The sequence below is a fragment of the Pseudonocardia acidicola genome, from assembly GCF_012911935.1.
Lineage (GTDB): Bacteria > Actinomycetota > Actinomycetes > Mycobacteriales > Pseudonocardiaceae > Pseudonocardia > Pseudonocardia acidicola.
Genome location: NZ_JAAXLA010000010.1, coordinates 30,005 through 50,311, shown reverse-complemented (window position 1 = coordinate 50,311; position 20,307 = coordinate 30,005). Strand labels below are relative to the sequence as shown.

The window sequence follows — 20,307 nt, the reverse complement described above, 5'->3', positions numbered from 1 at the left end:
GCCACCGTCTGCGGGCCTGCTGATACGGCGAGCGCCCGGCCCGCGGTGCGCGGGCCGGGCGTTCGGTCGTGCTGGCCTGGTCTCAGGCGTGGAAGTGGTTGTCGGCGAGCACGTGGCTGGTGTCGTGCGAGTCGACGCTGCTGGTGTTGTGCGAGGCCAGCTCGGTGTGGGTGTCGTTGTGCGAGTCCAGCGTGGTCGTCGTGTCGGTGTCGTTGTGCGAGTTCGTGTCGACGACGCTGTGGTTGTCCGTGGTGCTGTGGTTGTCCACGTGGGTGCTGGAGTCGTTGTGGCTGTCGGTGTGGGTGGCGCTGACCGCCTGGGACGCGGTGCTGCCGTGGTCGGCGGTGTTGATCGAGCCCTTGCCGAAGTTGTTCAGCTCGTTGTGGCTGTCCTGGCTGTTGCCGGCGGCGTTGCCGCCGACCGCCACGGCGCCGCCGTGGTCGACGTTGACGTTGGACAGGTTCGCCGCGGAGCCGCTGCCGAAGGCGGTGGTGTCGTGGTCGCCGTGCACCACGTTGTTGTCGTTGCCGACGACGTTGTCGTGGCCGGTGGTGACGGTGCTGTGGTCGATGTCGCCGCCGGCGGCCACGGCACCGGCGCCGGAGGCGACGACGGGGTGGTTGTCGATGGTCTGGTCGAAGTGCCCGCCACGGTTGTCGATCTGCTGGTTGACCGAGTTGTCGACGATCGTGTCGTGCTGGTCGATGTAGTTGTTGGTGATGTAGGTGTTCAGGTACCGCACGGCGGCCTCGTGGGCGTCCTCACCGGGGGCCGGGTGGACCGGCGGCGGCGGGGCCAGGTGCGTGGGCGCGGTGTGGTCGTAGTGCCGGCTGAAGTCGGCGGACTGGTGGTCGCCGGCCAGCACGATCGCGTCGTGCACGTCCTCGGCGGACAGGTGCTCGAGTCCGCAGCTCTGCAGGTAGCCCTGCGGGTCCTGGGTGAAGGCGGCCTTGGCGGCCGGGTCCTTGAGCAGGTTCATCAGCCAGTCCAGCAGCGAGACGGAGGCGCTCATCGTGATCTCCCGTGTATGGGGGGCCGACCGGTGAGGCCGGCAGTCGAGGTGCCCGAGGTGGGCCGGTGTTCGAGGCGGAACGTTATGGCCGGAGCGGGCCACGGGAATCGGGGATCATGCACAGTCCGCCGCCGCCGTGTTGGCGGATCCGGGCCCCCGTTCCGCTAGGGGATTTCGGGGAAATCCCGATAATTCAAATCATAGGGGTGATAGGGGCTAACGTCGCGGCCACCAGGGGCGATATCGAGCTTCGAGGCAACCCTTTCGCGGCGTTTCGCCGGGCTGCTCCAGTCTTGTCCAAGACGTCCGATATTGCAAATCTTTGTATCTACTTTACGGAGACTTTGTCGAGGTAGGGGTGGCTCGACCAGTACTCACGGTGCCGCCGAGTGTGGCATCTCGGACGGGTCATGTGGTCCGCTATGTCTCATCAACGCCCCCTGGTCCCGATTGTCCGTAGGGCTTGTGCGGGAACCGCTCGGACGATATGGGACATTTCTCCCAATGAACTCCTCGGTCGCCGGACGGAGCGGGCGGGAGCATGGCCGCCGAATCGGACATCTTCCTGATGAGCCAGAGGCGTGTTTGAATCTCCCTTTACCAAGGATTGACGATGACGGACCGCCTGCGGAGCCGCGGTCAGCGATAACCCGTGGCATCGGCCGGTTTGCCGGGGTCCTGCACCTCGACGAGGTAGCGCCACGCGTCCGGCGCGGACCCGTCGAGGTCGGTGAAGCCGTAGACCTGCGCCAGCCCGCCGGAGGACAGCGACGCGCCCGTCCACCGCGCCCGCTCCGGGTCGGCGGCCAGCGCCGCGACGGCCCGGCCGACGAAATGCGGCGTCTCGGAGATGACGAAATGCGGTACCCGTGCGCACGCGTCGCGCCAGTTCTGCTCGGTCACCCCGAAGCGATCGAGCATGATCTCCGAGCGCAGCCAGCCCGGGGTGAGTGCGACCGCGGTCCCGCCGTGCGGCGTCACCTCGTGCGCCCAGCTCCGGGCCAGCCGGATCGGCGCCACCTTCGCCAGGTCGTAGTAGACGTTGATGCGGTAGTGCCCGGCGTTGTAGTCGGCGGTGCCGTCGGTCATCTCGACGACCAGGCCGCCGGGCCGGCGGATGAGCAGCGGCAGCGCATACCGGCTGGTCACGAGGTGGGTGTCGATGGCCAGCCGCAGCAGGCGCAGCCCGTCGTCGAGCGAGTGCTCCCAGACCGGCGTGTCCCACTCGAAGAGGAACTCCCCGCCCCAGACGTCGTTGACGAGCACGTCGAGCCGGCCCTGCTCGGCGTCGATCCGCTCGACGAGCGCCGCGACCTGAGCGGGGACCAGATGATCGACCTGGACTGCGATGCCCTTGCCGCCGGCCGCGGTCACGAGTTCGGCGGTCTCCTCGATGGTCTCCGGCCGGTCGTACTCCGATCGCTGCTCCCGGGTCGTGCGCCCGGTCGCGTACACGGTGGCGCCGGCCGCGCCCAGTTGGACCGCGATGCCGCGCCCGGCGCCGCGGGTCGCCCCGGCCACCAGGGCCACCGTCCCCGCCAGCGGCCGTTCCTGTGTCGACTGCATGTGATCGATGATGCCGGGCGACGACTGACACGTACTGTCAGGAATGCGGTTCGCCGCTCTGCAAGGGGTCCGACTTGTGCGGTGCACACGAACCTCGACCGGCCAAGATCGGCAGGAGTGGGGCAGGGGCCGTACATGTGCGGCCGGCGTCCCCGATCCGGCGATCGCACTAGGTCGTGAGGCGCGGTGCCGGGTCGTCGTTGCCCGCGGGGCTCGCCGCCTCCCGCAGGCGGGCCGGGGCCAGCGCCCGGACCGCGTGGTAGCCGAGCACGGCCACGATCGTGCCCAGCGCGATCCCGGACAGCGCGAAGGAGTCGGTGATGCGCAACGTGACGTTCCCGATGCCGATGATCAACCCGGCCGCGAGCGGGACGAGATTGACCGGGTCGCCGAGATCGACCCGGTTCTGCACCCAGATCTTCGCTCCGAGCAGGCCGATCATCCCGTAGAGCACCACGGTCAGCCCGCCGAGCACTCCGCCGGGCACGGCGACGATGACGGCTCCGAACTTCGGGCAGAAGCCCAGCAGCACCGCGACGGCGGCCGCCACCCAGTACGCCGCGGTCGAGTAGACGCGGGTCGCGGCCATCACGCCGATGTTCTCCGCGTAGGTGGTGGTGGGCGGCCCGCCGACCGACGACGAGACCACCGTGCCGACCCCGTCGCCGATCAGCGCGCGCCCGAGCAGGGGGTCGAGGTCGTCGCCGGTCATCTCCGCGACGGCCTTGACGTGCCCGGTGTTCTCCGCGATGAGCGCGACCACCGCGGGCAGCGCGAGCAGGATGAACGCGATGGAGAACGCCGGCGGGTGGAAGCCGGCGATCTCCGTGCCGTTGGGCAGCGTCATCGTGCGGGGCGGGAGTCCGATCCAGTCCGCTGCGCCGACCGCGGAGAGGTCGACCCGCGGCCGGGTGCTGACCACGCCGGCGGCGTTCGGGGAGGTGACCGGGCCGGCCGTCACGTCGAGCAGCCAGGACAGCCCGAACCCGAAGACCACGCCGAGCAGGACGCCGATGCGGCCCCAGAAGCCGGGCAGCAGCACCGTGGCACCGATGACGAACACCATCGTCGCCAGGGCGACCCACTGATCCTGGGGCCAGTAGGTCGTCGCGGCGACCGGGGCCAGGTTGAACCCGATGAGCATCACGACGGCACCGGTCACCGCGGGTGGGAGGACCTTGTTGACGACCCGCGCGCCGACGTAGTGCACCAGCACGCCGACGGCGGCCAGCACCAGCCCGCAGACCAGGAACGCGCCGGTGACGTGCGCACTGTCGCCGCCCTGGGCCCGGATCGCGGCGACGATCCCGACGAACGACGCGGAGCTGCCGAGATAGCTGGGAATCCGCCCCTTCACGACGAGCAGGAACAGCGCGGTGGCGACCCCGCTCATCATGATCGCGATGTTCGGGTTGAGGCCCATGAGTACGGGGAAGACGAACGTGGCGCCGAACATGGCGACGACGTGCTGGCCGCCGAGCCCGATCGTGCGTGTCCAGGAGAGCCGTTCCCCGGGGGCGACCACCTCACCCGGCGGCGGCGCCTTCCCGCCGTGCACGACCTTCCAGCTGAACTGGCCCATGCCCGATCCCTCCGCGCAGCCGAGCGGACCGGCCCGCGGCGACCCACGCGGCGGAGCGGTCCTTGTCGGCTCCAGAACTACCCGCCGGCCTGACCGGCCCCACCGCCGGGGCACGTTCGGCGGCCAGGGGCGCACCCCGGTTCAGCGCGCGGGGGCGGGCGCGCGCGTCAGCGACGGTGACGCAGCCAGGTGTACCAGGCGTCCAGGCCGTCGCCGCGGGTCGCGGAGACCTCGAGCACCTCGACCCCGGGTTTCGCCCGGCGCGCGTACTCGACGCAGCGGTCCACGTCGACGTCGACGTAGGGCAGCAGGTCGATCTTGTTGAGCAGCATCAGGTCGGCGGTGCGGAACATGTGCGGGTACTTCAGCGGCTTGTCCGCGCCCTCGGTCACCGACATGATCACCACGCGGGCCGCCTCGCCCAGGTCGAACAGCGCCGGGCAGACCAGGTTGCCCACGTTCTCCACGAACAGCAGGCAACCCGGCTCGGGGGCGAGCATGCGCAGCCCGTCGGCGACCATGCCGGCGTCGAGGTGGCAGCCCGCACCGGTGTTGATCTGGATGACGCGGGCCCCCGCCGAGCCGACCCGCTCGGCGTCGAGCAGCGTCTCCTGGTCGCCCTCCAGCACCGCGCACGGCACGTCGGTGCCGAGGTCGCGGATGGTGCGCTCGAGCAACGTGGTCTTCCCGGCGCCGGGGGAGCTCATCAGGTTGACCGCGGCGATGCCGCGTTCGGCGAGCCAGATGCGGTTGCGGCCGGCGAGATCGTCGTTCTTGGCCAGCAGGTCGACCTCGAGCGCGACGGTGTGCGAGTGGTCGTGGTCATGGTCGTGCGGGTGGTCGTGCCGCTGCGGGCGACCGGGGTCGATCACCCGGACGCCGGGCCCGCCGGAGCATCCGCAGGTCGCGCACATGAGCCCACCTCCACCTCTCGGATCCGCAACTCGGTGCCGCCCAGTACCTCCACGTCGGCGCTGCCGCAGTCGCACAGCGCCAGCACCTCGGCGGTGTCGAAATCGGCGCCGCACGTCCGGCAGTGCGCCCGGCCCGCCGGTTCGTCGATCTCCAGTTCGGCGCCCTCGCAGGTGGTCCCGGCCGCGACCAACTCGAAGCAGAACCGCACCGAGCCCGGCACGATGCCGGAGAGCCGGCCGATCTCCAGCCGGATCCGGCGCACCGGGGCGTCGCGCATCCGCTGCGTGACCGCGGCGACGACGCTCTGGGTGATCGACAGCTCGTGCATCAGCAGATCCGGGGCAAGGGGTCACCCACCAGCAGGTCCACGATCCGGGTGCCGCCGAACCCGGTCCGCAGCAGCACCAGCCCGGGTGGGTCGTCCTTCACCGTGCCGATCACCGCGGCGCCCTCGCCGAGCGGGTGCGCGTGCAGCGCGGCCAGCGCCGCGTCGGCCCGATCGGGTGCGACGACCGCGACGAGCCGGCCCTCGCAGGCGACGTAGAGCGGGTCGATGCCCAGCAGCTCCGACGCCCCGTTGACCACCGGCCGCACCGGTACGGCGTTCTCGTCGAGCACCACCGCGACCTGGGAGGAGACGGCCACCTCGTTGCAGATCGTGGCCACCCCGCCGCGGGTGGCGTCACGCAGCAGCCGCACCCCGTCGCCCACCGCGTCGAGCAGACCCGCGGTGATCTCGTGCAGCGGCGCGGTGTCGGACTCGATGTCCGCTTCGATGTCGAGCTCGCCGCGGGCCAGCATCACGGTGATCCCGTGGTCGCCGATCGGGCCGGAGACGAGCACGACGTCACCGGGCCGGGCTGCGGCGGCGGACAGCGTCAGCGGCCGGTCGAGCAGCCCCACGCCGGCGGTGGTGATGTAGCAGCCGTCGGCCTTGCCGCGCTGCACGACCTTGGTGTCACCGGTGACGATCTGCACGCCCGCGGCCTGCGCCGCGGCGGCCATCGAGGCGACGATCCGCTGCAGGTCGGCGACCGGGAAACCCTCCTCGAGGATGAACCCTGCGGACAGGTGCAGCGGGCGGGCGCCGCACATCGCGAGGTCGTTGACGGTGCCGTTGACGGCGAGGTCGCCGATGTCCCCGCCCGGGAAGAACAGCGGCGAGACGACGAAGGAATCGGTGGTGAACGCGAACCGGCCCGCATCGGTGGCGAGGCAGGCCCCGTCCTCCAGCCGCTCGAGCACCGGATTGCGGAACGCCTCCAGGAAGACCGCCTCGATCAGGGTGTGCGTGGCCTTGCCGCCGGCGCCGTGGGACAGCGTGATCCGCTGCTCCTTGATCTTCGCCTTGCGAGCGCGGGCCCTCGCGATCCGTTCGAGGACCTGTTCCTCGCGGGTGAGGTGCTCGGCGCCGGCGTGCGCGGCCACCGCCTCCTCGGCCCAGTTCGCCCGCGCCGGGATGCTCGGGCCGAGGTCGTGTGTGGTCATGACCGCGTCGCCTCCTTGACGCGGTCCCGGCTGAACCGGCCGAAGTTGTAGTACGCCGCGCACGCGCCCTCGCTGGACACCATGCACGTCCCGATCGGGGTCTCCGGGGTGCACGCGGTGCCGAAGACCTTGCACTCCCACGGTTTGAGCACGCCCTTGAGCACCTCGCCGCACTGGCACGCCTTCGGGTCGGCCACCCGGACGCCGGGCACGCCGTAGATGCGCTCCGCATCGAACGCGGCGTAGGACTCGCGGATCCGTAGCGCGGAGTGCGAGATGAACCCGAGCCCACGCCATTCGAAGTGCGGCCGCAGCTCCATCACCTCGCCGATCACCTGCAGCGCCTTCGGGTTGCCGTTCCAGGGCACCACCCGCGCGTACTGGTTCTCGACCTCGCTGCGGCCCTCCTGCAACTGCAACAGCAACCGGTAGACCGACTGCAGGATGTCCAGCGGCTCGAACCCGGAACACACCAGCGGTTTGCCGTGATCACGTGCGATGAACTCGTACGGCCGGCAGCCGATCACCGTGGAGACGTGGCCGGGACCGATGAAGCCGTCGAGCCGCAGGTCGGGCGAGTCGAGGATCGCCTTGATCGCCGGGATGATCGTGACGTGGTTGCAGAAGACGGCGAAGTTGTCGAGCTTCTCGGCGGCCGCGCGCAGCACCGTCATCGCCGTCGACGGCGCGGTGGTCTCGAAGCCGATCGCCATGAAGATGACGCGCTTGTCCGGGTTCTTCCGGGCGATCTTCAGCGCGTCCAGCGGGGAGTAGACCATCCGGATGTCGGCGCCGGCGGCCTTGGAGTCGAAGAACGACCCGCGCCCGCCGGGCACCCGCATCATGTCGCCGAACGACGCCATGATCACGTCGTCCTGTTCGGCGAGTGCGATGGCGTCGTCGACCCGGCCCATCGGGATCACGCACACCGGGCACCCGGGGCCGTGCACGAGAGTGACGGTCTCGGGCAGGTAGTCCTCCAGCCCGTGCTTGTAGATCGTGTGGGTGTGCCCGCCGCACACCTCCATGAACGTGTAGCGCCGGCCCGGTTCGCACAGCGCGGCGATCCTGGTGGCCAGCGCGCGGGCGGTGGTGGCGTCACGGAACTCGTCGACGAACTTCATGGGAGAACCGCTCCTCAGCCTCACGTGATGTCGGACGCGGCGAGCGCTTCCAGCTCGTCGGTGTAGGCGTCGCCGACCCCGGTCAGCCACTCCAGCGACGCCGTGGCCTCGGCCTCGTCGATCGTGGAGAGGGCGAAGCCGACATGGATCAGGATCCAGTCACCGGGCTGTAGATCGAGCACGCCGTCCTCGCGGAGCAGGCCGATGTTCACCGCCCGCCTGACCCCCTCGACGCTGACCATGGCCAGGTCCTCGTGCTCGGCCATCAGCTCGATCACTTCTCCGGGAATGCCCAGGCACATGGCTTCTCCTACATCCGGCTGAGCTTGAGGTAGCGCTCGATCTCGTCTCGGGACTGCACGGCCAGCACCGCGATGCCGGCCAGCCCCGCGAGCAGTACGAGCAGCATGAATTTGCGGATCATCGCCTGACTCCTTCCGGAGAGTTCTCGAGCAGAAGGGTGATGAGCTCGTCGACCGCGTGCAGCGCGGGTTCGACGGCCGCGGCCACCGGTCCGGACAGGCCGATGCCCTCGTCGAGCACGGCGGGTTCGCAGCCGACGACGAGCACCCGGCCGACGGGCCGGACGACCCCCGTCGCCGCGGCGAGCTCGGCGAGCAGCGCCAGCACCGTGCCGGGATCCATCCCGTGGCCGTCGAGAGCGGCGCCGGAATCCACCGGTGCGGTCAGGTCGTGCTCCAGCCGGTACACCGTGCCCGGGGCGCCGCCGCGCCGATGGGTGTCGACGAGCAGCAGGCCGTCGTAGCCGTCCAGCAACTGATAGGCCAGGTGCACCCCGCGGATGCCGATGTCGGCCACCTCGACGCCGTCGGGCACGCCGCCGCGGGCCAGCAGCCGCCGCACCACCTCGACACCGAAGCCGTCGTCGGACAGGAACACGTTGCCCACGCCGGCGACCAGCACGCGCGGGTTCACGGTGCCACCTCCAGCTCGTCGGGGCGGAAGTAGCGGAACCGGCCGTGCGCGAGCTGCAGGTCGGCCTCGAGGTCTGCGTCGGGGCTGTCGGCGTCGGCGACCGAGACGGCGACGTGCACGCCGCCGTCCACATCGTGCACGACGGCCTGCACGGTTGCGCGCATCCCGGCCAGGAACAGGTCCTGCGCGTCGCCGCCGGGCCCGGGCCGCAGCACCACTGCGCTGCCCTTGGCCACCGGCACGCCGCCGACCAGCACCGAGTCGGTCTCCGGGTCGACCGACGCGTCGGCGGCCGGGTCCCACCACGGGACGCGGTCCGGCGGCTGCTCGGCCGGGCTGTCCGCACCGAACCCGGCGCCGCTGATGATCGTCGGCCCGGGGGCGGCCGGGCCCATCGACCGGATCGCGCCGTGCAGCCGTTCCAGGATCTCCGGCGGTAGCGCGTCGACCGCGTCGATCACGGCCGCGGCCCGTGGGTCGGTGGCCCGGGCCTCGGCCTTCTCCGCGTCGGTCAGCACCATGGTGCGCAGGGTCAGGATCTCGTCGTTCTCGGTGCCGTCGAACAGGTTGATCGTGCTCTCCGGCGCGAGCTGCGGGTGGTCGGAGAGGATGATCGGGGAGGCCAGCAGCAGATCGACGCGCTCCGGCGGCCCGGCCAGCACCGGCCAGCTGCCCGTGTTGACGCACTCCGCCGCGGCCGGGCGGGCCCACTCGGGCGGGTCGGTGAGCGACAGGAACGCGCCGGCCGACACGGCCAGCACGCTGTGCGTCCCGATCAGTGAGGTGCGCAGCGCCTCCTCCCGCGGCACCCCGGCGGAAGGCTCGGCGTCGTTGTGCACGTCCAGGCGCAGCCGCAGCGCGCCGTACGGTCCGGGCAGCTCGGTGGTGCCCAGCACGATCCGCCCGGTCAGCGGCCGGCAGCGCCGCACCAGCCGCCCGGACCCCGCCCCCGCGCCGTCGACGATCTCCTCGGTGCTCTCCGACGCCGGCATCCGGATCGGGACGGTGACGCCGACGGCCAGATCGGACACGGCGACCGTGAAGTCCACCTGCCGCGGGATGCCCTCCTCGAAGCGCAGGTGCCGGGCGTCGCCGACGGTCAGCTCGTCGACCTCGCGGCCGGCCGCGTCGAGCACGGTGCGGTCCTGCACCTGCAGGAACCGCACGCGCACGTGCAGCTCGGCGCCGGGCCGGGGTTCGAGCAGGCACTCCGTGCGGGACGAGGACGGCTCGTTGTTCTCCGTGCCGAAGCCCTCCGGCGTGAGCACGCCCCACTGCCAGCGCAACCGGTTCTTCTGTGCCGACGCCCGGTAGGGGTAGAGCAGGTAGCCCTCGAACAGCACGGCGTCGGCGAGCGCCGCGACCTCGTCGAGCGCCTCGGCCCAGCTCCCGCCGCCGGCGCTCATCCCCGGGCCTCCTCGAGCAGCTGTTCGATCGTGTCGTCCCAGCTCGTGATGGTGCGCGCGGAGCGGTACGCGGCCAGCGCATCGACCGTCTCGCGGCGGACCCGGATCCAGGTCGAGCCGGGGAAGTGCTCGTCCATCGTGGCCCGCCACACCGCGACGGGCAGCCGGTGCTCGGCCTCCTCGTTCCAGGACACCAGGCCGACCTGCACGCCGGCGTCACCGGCGTAGAACATCGTCCCGGAGAACAACAGCAACAGCGGGACCTCGCCGTCGGACAGGCCGTGGAAGTACTTGGTCGTCGCGATGTCGAGGTCGTAGGTCAGCGGCACGGAGACCGGCACGGTCGTCCGGCCGGTGAACGGCGGCAGCATCACCGACACCGTGGCCAGCTGCAGCAGGTTGAGCGTCTCGCCCCAGCGCGACGGCTCACCGAACAGGTCGCCGAGCCGGGCGGTCTCCTCGGCCGAGTAGCGGCGCTTGCGCGGGTCGATGCGGATCTGGCAGCGCAGCGCGACGGCGTGCACCTTCCGCCCGCTGCCCTCGTCGACCTGCAGGTCCAGCTCCAGGCCGGGTCCGGCGGCGTAGGGCTCGGCGCGTGAACCGGTGCAGGCGAAGCGCAGCACGGCTACCCCCGCCCCTCGGGGTCGAGCACCCGGGCCCGGTCGCCCAGCTCGGTGAACAAGCCGTCGATCGCCCGCCAGGCCTCCGCCCCGCCGTCGAAGCCGCGCCAGTGCAGCTTGACCAGGCCGACGAGCCGGTAGCAGGCGTCGATCGGGACCAGCAGGCACTCGCCGCCCCCGGACCCGCCGCCCGGGCGGTCGCGGCGCACCAGCAGCGCCTCCACGTCCGGCTCGAGCTCGGCGGCCAGCCGGCTCGCCCCGAGCCCGGTGCTCCACGCATCGAGGGTCAGCTCGCTCTCGGTGGCCCCGGCCGGGCTCGGATAGCAGGCGACCACGCTGCCCTGCGCGGAGTTGTGCAGGAAGAACGCCATCCCGACCGGGATCTGCAGCTCGTCCCACTGTGCGTCGGGCAGCGTGAAACCGGGGTCGGCCAGGTAGCGGTCGGGGACCCGCCGGTAGCTGCCACCGCCGGCGCCCGGGTTGTCGAACAGGAACCCGCAGGGGCCACAGACGCACATCATCCGGCGCTCGGCCACCTGCACCAGGTGCGGGTGCTCCGGCGGCACCGGGGTGGCGCACATGTCGCAGCGTTGCGGCGCCGGCTCGGCGGAGGTGACCAGGAACCGCCGTAACCCGCTAGCCACGACGTCTCCCCGGCTGCCGGATGCGGTCACCGGGCACCGGGCAGGCCGATCTGGAGCAGCGTCGGGCCGCGCTCGGCCTCGACGAAGGCGACGCCGGCGGTGTCCGGCGCGACCGCGGCCACCGACTCCTCGACGATCTGGCGGACCGTTTCCGCGCCACAACCACTCGCCGACAGCTGTACCCGGACCGTGCCGTCGGGATCCAGGCCCAGCAGCTGCGCCTCCGAGGCGTGCGAGCCGAGCTTGCGCCGCGCCACCTCCATCGCACTCTCGACCCGGGTGCGCAGATCCACCGGGTGCAGCTCGTGCAGCGCGAGCAGCCCGCCGACCAGGGGATCGGACGCCAGCCGATGGACCATCGCGTCCCCGGCTCCGGCCCGGGTGATCGTGACGATCCGCTCCAGGCCGGCGCCGTAGAACCGCATCAGCAAGCGGACCAGCTCTTCACCGGCCTGCCGTGCCCCTCCAGCGGCCTCCAGCTCGTCGAGCACCGCGTCGATGCGCTGCGCGACGTCCTGCGGGTCCAGTTGATCACCCATCTCAGATGATGTTCAGCGAGCCGGGCGAGTGCATCTTGTGCAGCGGTTTGCCGTTGCCCAGGTACATGTGCACGCCACAGGGCAGGCACGGGTCGAAGCTGCGGACCGCACGCATGATGTCGATGCCCTTGAAGTTCTCCGGCTTGTTCTCCTCGAAGATCGGCGTGTTCTGCACCGCGTCCTCGTACGGGCCGGGCGTGCCGAAGGAGTCGCGCACGCTGCCGTTCCACGGCGTCGGCGGGTACGGATGGTAGTTCGCGATCTTGCCGCCGCGGATGACCATGTGGTGGCTCAGGACACCCCGCACGGCCTCGGTGAACCCGCAGCTGATCGCCTCGTCCGGGACGCTGAACCGCTCCCAGGTCTTGGTGTTGCCGCCGCGGACCTCGGCGAGTGCGGAGTCCATGAAGTGCAGCGCGACGGCCGCGGAGTAGGCCTGGAAGTAGGTCCGGGCCCGGTTGCGCTCGATCGCGTTGGACAGCGGGCGTCCCTGCTTGTCGGCCGGCGGCTTCCACTCGAAGCTGACCTCGGGCAGCAGCGCGCTCTTCGGCAGGTTGATCTGCACCGAGTGGCCCGTGGCCTTCACGTACCCGCAGTCGACCAGGCCGCCCAGGGCCGTGGCCCAGAGCCGGGCCAGCGGGCCGCCACCGGTGTCGAGCGGCAGGTGGTCGGTGCCGTCGAACCAGCGCGGTGACATCGTCCAGCTGTACTTGTCGTCGAAGTCGCGCTTCTGCGGTGCCGGGATCGTGTGCTGGTTCCACGGGTGCCGCTTGTCCACCGGGTTGCCCAGCGGGTCGTGCGTCACGAACGTCTCCTGGTCCTGCCAGTCCCGGTAGTACGAGCTGCCGAGCAGGATCCGGATGCCCAGGTTGATCTGGACGAGGTCGTTGGTGACCAGCTTGCCGTCGACCACCACGCCGGGGGAGACGAACATCTTCCGGCCCCAGTCGGTCATGTGCCGGTAGTCGAAGTCGCAGAAGGCCGGGTCGTTGAGCGCGCCCCAGCAGCCCAGCAGCACCCGCCGGCGGCCGACCTCCTCGTAACCGGGCAGCGCGTCGTACATGAAGTCGAACAGGTCGTCGTGCATCGGGACGACGCGCTTCATGAATTCCACGTAGCGCATCAGCCGCGCGTAGTAGTCGGTGAAGAGCTGGATCGTCGCGTGCGTCCCGACACCGCCCGGATACAGCGTGGAGGGGTGCACGTGGCGGCCCTCCATCAGGCAGAACATCTCGCGGGTGTAGCGGCTGACCTGCAGCGCCTCCCGGTAGAACTCGCCGGTGAACGGGTTGAGCGCCCGCATGATGTCGCCGACGGTCTTGTAGCCGTGGTCGCGGGCGTGCGGCGCCTCGGTGGAGTTCGCCCGCTCCATCACCCCGGGGTTGGTCTCCGAGATCATCTTCTCGCAGTAGTCCACCCCGACCAGGTTCTCCTGGAAGATGTTGTGGTCGAACATGTACTCGGCGGCCTCACCGAGGTTGATGATCCACTCGCCGAGGTGCGGCGGGCGGACGCCGTAGGCCATGTTCTGGTTGTAGACCGAGCAGGTCGCGTGGTTGTCCCCGCAGATCCCGCAGATGCGGCTGGTGATGAAGTGCGCGTCGCGCGGGTCCTTGCCCTTCATGAAGATCGAGTAACCGCGGAAGACCGACGACGTGCTGTGGCACTCGGCCACGCGCTTGTTCGAGAAGTCGATCTTTGCGTAGATGCCGAGGCTACCGACGATCCGGGTGATCGGGTCCCACGCCATCTCGACGAGACCGGTCTCGTCCTTGGTCGTCGGTGCGGTCTTCGGCTGGGTGGTGGTCATGGCGTGGGGGCTCCTTACCAGGACTTCGCGTATCCGGTGGCGAGCTCGCGGCCCTTGCGCCGCCACTTCGGTTCTTGGTCGAGCTTGGTCTCGGTGATGCGGCGCAGGCGGCGGATGATGCCGCCGTAGGCGCTGCTCGCGGTGCCCGACACCAAGCTCCCGGGCGGAGCGTCCATGAACGGCATGAACTTGTCCGGGAAACCGGGCATTGTGCAGCCGATGCAGATCCCGCCGACGTTCGGGCAGCCGCCCACGCCGTTGATCCAGCCCCGCTTGGGGACGTTGCACTTGACGACCGGCCCCCAGCAGCCGAGCTTCACCAGGCATTCGGGCTGGCCGTAGTCCGTGGCGAACTGCCCCTCCTCGTAGTAGCCGCCGCGGTCGCAGCCCTCGTGCACGGTGGCGCCGAACAGCCACTTCGGGCGCAGTGCCTCGTCCAGCGGGATCATCGGCGCGGATCCGGCGGCCTGGTAGAGCAGGTAGAGGATGGTTTCGGACAGGTTGTCCGGATGGGTCGGGCAACCGGGCACACACACGATCGGGATGCCGGCCTTGGACTTCCAGCTCCAGCCCAGGTAGTCGGGAACGCCCATGGCTCCGGTCGGGTTGCCCTGCATCGCGTGGATGCCGCCGTAGGTCGCGCACGTGCCGGCCGCGAGGACGGCGAGCGCCTTCGGCGCCAGCCGGTCCAGCCACTCGCTGACGGTGATGGGCTGGCCGGTCTCGGGGTTGTTGCCGAAGCCGGTCCAGTAGCCCTCGGGCTTGATCGCTTCGTTCGCGATCGACCCCTCGATGACCAGCACGAACGGCTCGAGTTCGCCGCGGTCGGCTTTGAAGAACCACTCGATGAAGGTGTCGGCACCCTTGTCCGGCCCGCACTCGAAGTCGATCAGCGGCCAGTGCACCGCGATCTTCGGCAGGCCCGGTAGCGCACCGAGGGCGATCTCCTCGATGGTCGGTTGGGTGGCCGCGGTGAGGGCCACGGAGTCTCCGTCGCAGCTCAGCCCGGCATTGATCCACAAGATGTGGATGACCGGCTCTTCCTGCTGGGTACTGGCTGGCTGCGCAGTCGGTGCTGACATGGTGTCGCCCCTCGTGGCCCTGCCATGGGAGACAGTGCCGTGCCGGCTGGTGGGAGATCACCGTTGTATCGGCCTGCATGGGGCGGGGTAAGTGACCGCGCCAGCTAACGGAGGGCGAATAGGTGCACGGCGGTCGGTGCTCCGTGCACTGTGCTCGATGCCCCCGCTCCCCGGCGCCGAGCGGGTTGCACGGCCCGTCACTGCCCCCTCACCGTATGGAATTGGGCGGTTCGACCGATCTACGGTTTTCGCGGTGCGTGGCCCCGGCCCGGCGAGGAGGAGGACCAGGTGCAGGTGGAGTGGTTGTCCGCAGTCCTCACCGCCGTCTGTGCGATCCTCGGCGCGCTCCACGTGGTCAGGCTGGTGGTGCTGCGTACCGACGTCGTCGGCGAGGGCTCGCATGCGGCCATGGCCTTCGGGATGGCGGCCATGTTCTCCCCGCTCGGTGACCCGGTGCCGGCCCCGGTGCGGACCGCGGTCTTCGTGCTCTGCGCCGCCTGGTTCGCGGCGCCGGCGCTGCGCTCCGGATTCAGCACCCTCGACGCCGGGCACCACGTGATCGGCACCGGGGCGATGCTGTTCATGCTGTTCACCGGTGCGCACCAGCACGCTGCGGGGACCGGTGGGGGGCACATGGGCCACGGGGCCCACGCCGGCCGGCGGGGCCGATGGGGGCGGGTCGGGCAGGCCACCGCGGCGGCGCACCTGGTCATGGCGGGCGCGATGGCGGTCGTGCTGCTCGGGATGGTCTGAGCGCAGGCCCGGTCGCAGGAGCCCGAGTCAGGAGAGCCGGGTGGCCACCTCGGTCACCAGGAGCACCACGAACAGCGCCGATGCCGCGACGAGCAGGACGTTCGACAGCCAGCCCGATCGCCCGGCGCGCTCCACCCGCCGGGAGTTGAGCAACAGCAGCAGGGTGATCCCGAGGAACGGCATGAAGGCGGCCCCGAGGACCCCGTACACCAGCGTCAACCCGAAGGGCCGGTCGATGAACAGCAGCAGCATCGGCGGGAACGTCAGCCACAGCAGGTAGCCGCGGAAGGGCACGCGCCTCTCCGCGGCCTCCGCCTCGTAGGCCTCGCCCGGCGGCGTGTCCACGCCGGCCGCACCGCTCCCCGGCGACCCGGGGCCCGCCTCGGCCCTGGCGCCGTGCGGCAGCCGGATCGCCCGCGTCCAGTCGGTGAACAGCAGGCTGACACCGTTCCACACCCCGAGCAGCGACGAACCGGTGACCGCAAGGAATCCGACGAGGAACAGGATCCGGGCCCACTCGCCGTACCGCCCGCCGAGTTCGGTGCCCAGGGTGAGCAGGCCGCGATCACTCTCGGTCAGGTCCTGGCCGAGCAGGATCTCCGCGCCGACGACCAGCATCGCGATGACGAACACGCCGGTCATGACGTAGCCGACGGCGTTGTCCAAGCGCATCATCGACAGCCAGCCGGTGCCCTTCCAGCCCTTCGCGAACATCCAGTAGCCGTAAGCGGCCATCGTGATGGTGCCGCCGACGCCGCCGATCAGGCCCAGCACGTAGATGATCGACCCCGCCGGCAGCCGGGGCACCAGACCGGTCGCGAGCGCGCCCAGGTCGGGGGAGACGAGCACGGCCACCGAGACCACCGACAGGAACTTGATGCCGACCAGTACGGTCATGAACTTCTCGAACACCTCGTAGCGCTGAGCCCAGACCAGCAGCAACGCGACGACTCCGGCGATCATCGCCCAGTAGCGCACGGACAGGCCGTCGAACAGCGCGTTGAGCGGGAGCCCGACCGCTGACATCGCGGTGGCGCCGTACACGAAGCCCCAGATGACCATGTACACGCCGAAGAACGCGGTGGCCCAGTAGCCCAGCCGGCGCCAGCCGTCGAGCAGCGTGGTGCCCGAGGCGAGGTGCCAGCGGCCCACGCCCTCGGCGAGCGCGAGCTTGAGCACGGTCCCCAGCACCGCGGCCCACAGCAGCACGGTGCCGAAACGGGCACCGGCGACCATCGTCGCGACGAGGTCACCCGCCCCGACCCCGGTGGCCGCGGCCAGCAGTCCCGGGCCGACCTGACGGATCTTCGCGCCCACGCCCCTGGGCGCTTCGACTCCGGCCACCTGATCCGGTGCGCTCATCCTGTGTCCCTGCCCGTTCCGTCCCGATTCCCGAATCCGACCGTAACCGGCAGAACACGGACGGACCAGACAACGCGCGCGAAGGTGCTATGGCGGCGGGTGCAGGGGTGAGATGAACTGGACGCTAGATTTCACGCCTGCACCACTGACCCCACAGAGCACGAGATCGTGGAGGACACACCCGTCATGGCGAGCATCGAAGAGGTCCGGGCCGGGATTGCGCTGGCCAATGACAAGGCCTCGGAGAGCATCGGTGCGCTGCAGCAGGCGCAGACCTGCATCGAACAGGCGCAGGCTGCGTTGCAGCAGGTCACCGAGGGCAGCGGCCAGGGCGACGTCGACGAGGCGAACGCCCTCTACGCGCAGGCCGCCGGCAGCATCGCCGACGTGCAGCAGGCGGTGTCGGCTGCGATCCAGGCCTCGGAAGGCGTCGCGAACCGCCTGTGAGTGTGTCCTCGTTCGGTGAGATCAAGGCGGTGCTGGCCGACGCGGCCGAGCAGACGCGCAGCGCCTACCGGCACGCCGGCGTCGCGCGCTCCCGGCTCGCCGACGCCGCGGCCGTGCTCGCCGAGCTCGGTGAGCAGCACTCCGAGCCGTTGCTGCCCCCGGAGCTGAGCCGGGCCGAGGCCGAGCTCGACAACAGCCTGCGCCTGATCGCCGCCGCTGCGACCGTGCTGGCCGACATCGACGCCCGGCTGTAGGCGCGCGTGGCACGACGGACGGGGCGGCGCGAGCGGATCGCCGAGACCTTCGACGACTTCCACCGGGCGGTGGGCGCTGCGCTCGGTGCGGCGGCCGGCGCACGGAACACGGCGGTGCGCGCGCACGCCGAGGCGATGTTCGAGATGTGGCTGCGCAACGAGGGCCTCGACGCCGCCCACGTCGATCCCGGGCTGCGCGGCGGGCTGACCAATCCGGCGCTGGCCGGCGTGGTCGCCCGTGTCGACGCCGACCGGTCGGCGGCGTTCGAACCGTGGCTGGCGACGGGCCCCGGCCGGCTCGCGGCGCTGATGGAACAGGCTGCACCGGATGCCGCAGGCCGCGAGCCGGAACAGTGGCTGGGCCAACCGGGCAAGATCGACGGAACCGGCCCGGTGCCGCAGCTGTGGCGCGTCGGCGCGGCCCGGATCGGGCAGCGGGAACAGGATTTCCCGGTCGGTGTCCCGCTGCTCGACGAGTCCCACCTGCAGGTGACGTCCACCCCGGGCACCCGGACCCAGGCCGAGGCGCTGGTGGAGACGCTGCTCATGCGCGTGGTCTCCTACTTCCGGCCCGGCATGGTCGCGGTGCACGTGTGGGACGTCGGGCAGTTCACCGGCGCGATGCCGGGGCTCTACCCGCTGACCCGGACCGGGCTGCTCACCGTGCACGACCCCGGCAGGCTGCCGCAGCTGCTCGAGGAGCTCTCCGACCGGATCCGCCGGGTGCACACCCGGGTGCTGGTCGACGGGCACGCGTCGCTGCAGGCGCTGGCCGAGGCCACCGGGGTGCGCAGCGAGCCGTGGATCGTCGTGGTGCTGGCCGGCAACCGGTCCGCGCTGCCGGAGGAGGACCACCGCCAGCTGCAGCGGGTGGCCCGGGGCGGGCTGGCGTGCGGCATCCAGCTCGTCATGCTCGACGTGCCGATGACGGTCAGCGCCCCGGTCGAGACGGTGAGCCTGAAGGAGACCGAGGCGGGCGTGCCCTACGCCGTGTCCTCGATGACCGGCCCGTACGCGACCGTGCTCCCCGACCCGCCGCTGCCGCGGGAGGCCGTCACCCGGGCCTGTCACACGATCTCCGACGAGCACGAGCGCTGGCGCGGCCGGATCGGCTCGTTCGCCGACCTGCTCCCGGCGGCCGGGCAGTGGGGTCGCTCGACCTCGGTGAGCGGCATTCACGTGCCCGTCGGCTTCGCCGAGGGGCTGCCGGTGCAGATCGCGCTGGACGACGCCTCCCCGCACGCGCTGATCGGCGGGCCGAGCGGTTCGGGCAAGACGAACCTGCTGCTCACCATGATCAGCTCGATGGCGGTCCGCTACGGCCCCGACGAGCTCGAGCTGTACCTGCTCGACTTCAAGGAGGGCGTGTCGTTCGCCCAGTTCGCGCCCGGCCGCCGGGACCGGACCTGGCTGCCGCATGCCCGCCTCGTCGGCGTCAACATCAACACCGACCGGGAGTTCGGGCTCGCGCTGCTGCAGTTCCTGGCCGACGAGATGCGCCGGCGTGCCGAGGCGGCCAAGGCCCACGAGGTCACCAAGCTCGAGGAGCTGCGCGCCGCCGACCCCGAGGGTCGCTGGCCGCGGATCGTCGCGGTGATCGACGAGTTCCAGTACCTGTTCGCCGAGCGCGACGCCGTCACCAAGGCCGCGACGACGTTGCTCGAGGACGTCGCCCGGCGCGGCCGCTCGCAGGGGATCCACCTCGTGTTCGCCAGCCAGGACGTGTCCGGCATCGAGGCGTTCTGGGGCCGCCCGGCGATCTTCGAGCAGTTCGTGCTGCGGATCGCGCTGCCCCGGGCCCGCCGGGTGCTCGCCGACCTCAACGACGCCGCGCTCGACCTGCCGCGCTGGCACGCCGTCGTCAACCACGAGTCAGGGATCCGGCACGGCAACGAGATCCTCCGGGTCCCGGACGCGACCGGCAAGGGCTCCGTCGACGAGGTGCAGCGCGCGCTGCACGAGGCGTACGCCCCCGGTCGCACCGAACCACTGCTGTTCGACGGGGCCCGGGCACCGCGGTTCGCCGACCTGCTGGCCTCCCTGCCGCGTGACGGCGGTCCGCCGCGGGCGCTGCTCGGGCAGGTCATCGACGTGGCGGGCAGCGCGGCGACGGTGCGGCTGCCCACGGCGCCGGGCCGCAACATCGGCGTGCTCGGGGCCGGGGCGGGCGAGGCCGTCCGGGTGCTCGGGGCAGCGGCCGGCTCGCTGGCCGGGCAGTTCCCGCCCGGCGGCGCCGACTTCGTGCTCGCCCCGCTGGTACCCGAGGCCGCCGGGCCCGCGGCGTGGCTGGCCGACACCCTGGCCGGGCACCCGGTCCAGACCGTCCTTCTGGACGGCATGCGCGCCCGCATCGAGGCACTGGCCGCCGACGTGACCGCCCGGCTGGCGGGCGGGGAGCGCCGCCCGACGTTCCTCGTGCTCTACGCCGCCGACGCCGCCGACGCCGTGCTGGAACGCCCGGGCACCGAGGCGCTGCGCCAGGTGCTGCGGTTCGGCCCGGAGACCGACGTGCACGTGCTCGGCTGGTGGCGCAGCGCGCAGCGGCTCAAGACGCTGCTGACGATGGGCGCATCGGCGGACGACTTGGGCGCGTGGGTCGGGCTGGACGTGCAGGGCTCCGAGCTCGGCGCGCTGGCCCCGGGGCTGCTGCCGGCCTGGTCGCCACGCCCGGGCCGCGGGCTGTTCTTCGACCGGGCCCAGCACGCGCGCCCGGAGGTCGTCATCGTTCCGGAGCTGGAGGTGCCGTGACCGCCGACGTGCTCTTTCC

The 20,307-nt window shown here is 71.2% G+C and carries 21 protein-coding genes; 4 read left to right on the top strand and 17 right to left on the bottom strand.

Features of this window, described 5'->3' with window-relative positions:
• Window positions 1-82 precede the first annotated feature (82 nt).
• From HF526_RS07790 to HF526_RS07720, 16 genes are all read right to left on the bottom strand, one after another.
• Window positions 83-1,012, bottom strand: coding sequence for an IniB N-terminal domain-containing protein (locus HF526_RS07790; RefSeq protein WP_211176907.1), 930 nt, complete (start codon window positions 1,010-1,012; stop codon window positions 83-85).
• Window positions 1,013-1,651: 639 nt separating this feature from the next.
• A complete protein-coding gene (locus HF526_RS07785; RefSeq protein WP_169380662.1) occupies window positions 1,652-2,578 on the bottom strand; it encodes an SDR family oxidoreductase in 927 nt (308 codons plus the stop codon).
• A 169-nt stretch (window positions 2,579-2,747) separates the two neighbouring features.
• The gene (locus HF526_RS07780; protein WP_169380660.1) at window positions 2,748-4,160 is read right to left on the bottom strand and encodes a uracil-xanthine permease family protein; all 1,413 of its coding nucleotides are present in this window, start codon (window positions 4,158-4,160) and stop codon (window positions 2,748-2,750) included.
• Window positions 4,161-4,327: 167 nt separating this feature from the next.
• The gene (hypB, locus tag HF526_RS07775; protein ID WP_169380659.1) at window positions 4,328-5,074 is read right to left on the bottom strand and encodes a hydrogenase nickel incorporation protein HypB; all 747 of its coding nucleotides are present in this window, start codon (window positions 5,072-5,074) and stop codon (window positions 4,328-4,330) included.
• Window positions 5,029-5,403: a hydrogenase maturation nickel metallochaperone HypA/HybF gene (locus HF526_RS07770; protein WP_169380657.1), complete on the bottom strand. Its 375-nt coding sequence runs from the start codon at window positions 5,401-5,403 to the stop codon at window positions 5,029-5,031. The genes hypB and HF526_RS07770 overlap by 46 nt, the downstream gene beginning before the upstream one ends.
• Window positions 5,403-6,563 carry a hydrogenase expression/formation protein HypE gene (gene hypE / locus HF526_RS07765; protein WP_169380655.1) on the bottom strand — a complete coding sequence of 387 codons (1,161 nt, stop codon included), beginning with the start codon at window positions 6,561-6,563 and terminating at the stop codon, window positions 5,403-5,405. The genes HF526_RS07770 and hypE overlap by 1 nt, the downstream gene beginning before the upstream one ends.
• Window positions 6,560-7,687, bottom strand: coding sequence for a hydrogenase formation protein HypD (hypD, locus tag HF526_RS07760; protein WP_169380653.1), 1,128 nt, complete (start codon window positions 7,685-7,687; stop codon window positions 6,560-6,562). The genes hypE and hypD overlap by 4 nt, the downstream gene beginning before the upstream one ends.
• A 20-nt stretch (window positions 7,688-7,707) precedes the next feature.
• Window positions 7,708-7,989 (bottom strand): HypC/HybG/HupF family hydrogenase formation chaperone, encoded by a 282-nt coding sequence (locus tag HF526_RS07755; RefSeq protein WP_169380651.1) that lies wholly within the window; start codon window positions 7,987-7,989, stop codon window positions 7,708-7,710.
• A gap of 8 nt (window positions 7,990-7,997) precedes the next feature.
• Window positions 7,998-8,111: a DUF6893 family small protein gene (locus HF526_RS37310; RefSeq protein ID WP_420821598.1), complete on the bottom strand. Its 114-nt coding sequence runs from the start codon at window positions 8,109-8,111 to the stop codon at window positions 7,998-8,000.
• Window positions 8,108-8,623, bottom strand: coding sequence for a hydrogenase maturation protease (locus HF526_RS07750; protein WP_169380649.1), 516 nt, complete (start codon window positions 8,621-8,623; stop codon window positions 8,108-8,110). The genes HF526_RS37310 and HF526_RS07750 overlap by 4 nt, the downstream gene beginning before the upstream one ends.
• Window positions 8,620-10,029: a hypothetical protein gene (locus HF526_RS07745; protein ID WP_169380647.1), complete on the bottom strand. Its 1,410-nt coding sequence runs from the start codon at window positions 10,027-10,029 to the stop codon at window positions 8,620-8,622. The genes HF526_RS07750 and HF526_RS07745 overlap by 4 nt, the downstream gene beginning before the upstream one ends.
• Window positions 10,026-10,652, bottom strand: a complete 627-nt coding sequence (locus HF526_RS07740; RefSeq protein WP_169380645.1) for a DUF6084 family protein — start codon at window positions 10,650-10,652, stop codon at window positions 10,026-10,028. The genes HF526_RS07745 and HF526_RS07740 overlap by 4 nt, the downstream gene beginning before the upstream one ends.
• A 2-nt stretch (window positions 10,653-10,654) precedes the next feature.
• Window positions 10,655-11,293, bottom strand: a complete 639-nt coding sequence (locus HF526_RS07735) for a DUF5947 family protein (RefSeq protein ID WP_169380643.1) — start codon at window positions 11,291-11,293, stop codon at window positions 10,655-10,657.
• 26 nt (window positions 11,294-11,319) lie between these two features.
• Window positions 11,320-11,832 carry a hypothetical protein gene (locus HF526_RS07730; RefSeq protein WP_169380641.1) on the bottom strand — a complete coding sequence of 171 codons (513 nt, stop codon included), beginning with the start codon at window positions 11,830-11,832 and terminating at the stop codon, window positions 11,320-11,322.
• 1 nt (window position 11,833) lies between these two features.
• Window positions 11,834-13,642 (bottom strand): nickel-dependent hydrogenase large subunit, encoded by a 1,809-nt coding sequence (locus tag HF526_RS07725; RefSeq protein ID WP_169380640.1) that lies wholly within the window; start codon window positions 13,640-13,642, stop codon window positions 11,834-11,836.
• A gap of 14 nt (window positions 13,643-13,656) precedes the next feature.
• Entirely contained in the window at window positions 13,657-14,724 is a 1,068-nt protein-coding gene (locus HF526_RS07720; protein WP_169380638.1) for an NADH-quinone oxidoreductase subunit B family protein, read from the bottom strand.
• Between the two features lie 288 nt (window positions 14,725-15,012).
• On the opposite strand from HF526_RS07720, the gene HF526_RS07715 reads away from it, so the two are divergent.
• On the top strand, window positions 15,013-15,477 hold the full coding sequence (locus HF526_RS07715) for a DUF5134 domain-containing protein (RefSeq protein WP_169380636.1): 465 nt from the start codon (window positions 15,013-15,015) through the stop codon (window positions 15,475-15,477).
• 27 nt (window positions 15,478-15,504) lie between these two features.
• Here HF526_RS07715 and HF526_RS07710 read toward each other — a convergent pair whose 3' ends face one another.
• On the bottom strand, window positions 15,505-16,839 hold the full coding sequence (locus tag HF526_RS07710; protein ID WP_169380634.1) for an Nramp family divalent metal transporter: 1,335 nt from the start codon (window positions 16,837-16,839) through the stop codon (window positions 15,505-15,507).
• Window positions 16,840-17,025: 186 nt separating this feature from the next.
• Between HF526_RS07710 and HF526_RS07705 the strand changes: the two genes are divergently transcribed.
• From HF526_RS07705 to HF526_RS07695, 3 genes are read left to right on the top strand one after another with little or no spacing between them, the layout of a single operon-like run.
• Window positions 17,026-17,286, top strand: coding sequence for a hypothetical protein (locus HF526_RS07705; protein WP_169380632.1), 261 nt, complete (start codon window positions 17,026-17,028; stop codon window positions 17,284-17,286).
• 2 nt (window positions 17,287-17,288) lie between these two features.
• Entirely contained in the window at window positions 17,289-17,540 is a 252-nt protein-coding gene (locus HF526_RS07700) for a hypothetical protein (RefSeq protein ID WP_211176906.1), read from the top strand.
• A 6-nt stretch (window positions 17,541-17,546) separates the two neighbouring features.
• Window positions 17,547-20,288 carry an FtsK/SpoIIIE domain-containing protein gene (locus tag HF526_RS07695; RefSeq protein WP_338051357.1) on the top strand — a complete coding sequence of 914 codons (2,742 nt, stop codon included), beginning with the start codon at window positions 17,547-17,549 and terminating at the stop codon, window positions 20,286-20,288.
• The last annotated feature ends 19 nt before the right edge of the window (window positions 20,289-20,307 follow it).